This is a genomic window from Prosthecobacter fluviatilis, assembly GCF_042655725.1.
GTDB classification, from domain to species: domain Bacteria; phylum Verrucomicrobiota; class Verrucomicrobiia; order Verrucomicrobiales; family Verrucomicrobiaceae; genus Prosthecobacter; species Prosthecobacter fluviatilis.
Window position 1 is genome coordinate 127694 of the sequence record NZ_JBHSMQ010000007.1, and the last position, 1388, is coordinate 129081.

Sequence of the window (1388 nt, forward strand, 5' to 3'; positions counted from 1 at the left end):
CGGGTTTCCCAGGAGACACTGCGCCCTCTCGCCCTACGCCTTTGAATCCAGCTCCTGCCAAAGAACAGCCGGTGGGCAATGCCACGCATGCGCCGTCCAGGCCGGCACTTTTTCCAAGCAATCCCGCGAATGGTGACGCGGTCCGGACTGCCATTCAGCGAACAAAGTGTATGAGGTCTGGTTACCTGGCGCTCATTTTGACATTGGAGGCGGCTAAAGTCACTCGAATGGATGAGGGCCGGTGCCGCCTTCCTCACGAACCAGTTCAAGATTCAATCTTTCGGACGGGGCATCAATTTTCAGCCGCCATGGGGCCACCTTCCATACACCAGCACGATTAAATGGTTGTCGATGTTCTGGAGGCAGCATGTGCTCAAGCTCAATGGCGTCGGGTTGCGTAGCACATTCCTTCCATTCGATCCTGACACTCCGATGCACCAGTTTCAGCGTTCGCTTGGTTTTTTCTCCGGAGTCACATACCGATAGCGAGCAATGCGCTTTTTGAGATCCAACGACTTACCGATGTATGGCAGGTCACCCTCCTTGTCGTAAAAGAAATAGACCCCAGGCACAGACGGAGTGCCCGAAAGAAGGCAGAGCCCAACCACACTGAAAGGGGATTCTCGAAGTGGAATAGTTTGAGCTGTTGGGGGAGGAGATGTGCATTGGGTTGCAAGCACTCATCACAATCTGCCAGGTGCAACGGGTGCAATGACAGCCTTTGCACTCCTTTCCCGGGGGGCAGGTGCAGCAGCATTTCCGTTAACACGTTTTTTAGGCCTTTCGTTTCAGGAGCGACAAGGATGCGTGTGGTCTGCTGCTTTGATCGCCAGAAAGAATCCACCCTTCGGACGATATCCAATGCACATTCCGTGTACGGAACGTTTTGCTTTACCATGGATTTGGTCTGATCCAGTTCTCAGAGAACCCGATGGCCATAAAAATGCGCAATCTCTCGTGACCGGCATTTCCTTGCCATTCGACTCTCATACCATCAAAGAAGCCAGATTCGCAGGGGGGCTGGGAATGCCAGGATTGTGAGCCCATAGGGGCGCATGGGGTGTTTCAAAAAATGAGATGGAATGTCTCATCGACGAACGGACTTCATCATGGTGCGTGCCACGATGACCCTCGAAATGTCTTTAATGGAGTCAATGTGCACATTTAGCGTCTAATAAGCGGAATTCGGGGTGTTGGAGAATTGGGTGTTGGATCAGCCCGTGCTGAATTGAGAGGCGCTCGTTCCACCCTCTATGAAGCGCTTTTCTTCTGCTTTTTTCAGGCATGCCCATGCCTTGAACAACCTAACACTGTTCAAGAAAATAAGATCGACCAATCGTCCCGGAGCTTTAGACAATCAGCTCTCCATTCTGGCCCGATTCACAGGC

Annotated in this window: 1 protein-coding gene; it reads right to left on the reverse strand. The window is 52.3% G+C overall.

Translation table 11 applies throughout. The features are described from left to right. Positions 1–443: 443 nt before the first annotated feature. Positions 444–680, reverse strand: coding sequence for a GIY-YIG nuclease family protein (locus ACFQDI_RS18180; RefSeq protein ID WP_377169426.1), 237 nt, complete (start codon positions 678–680; stop codon positions 444–446). Positions 681–1388: the final 708 nt, after the last annotated feature.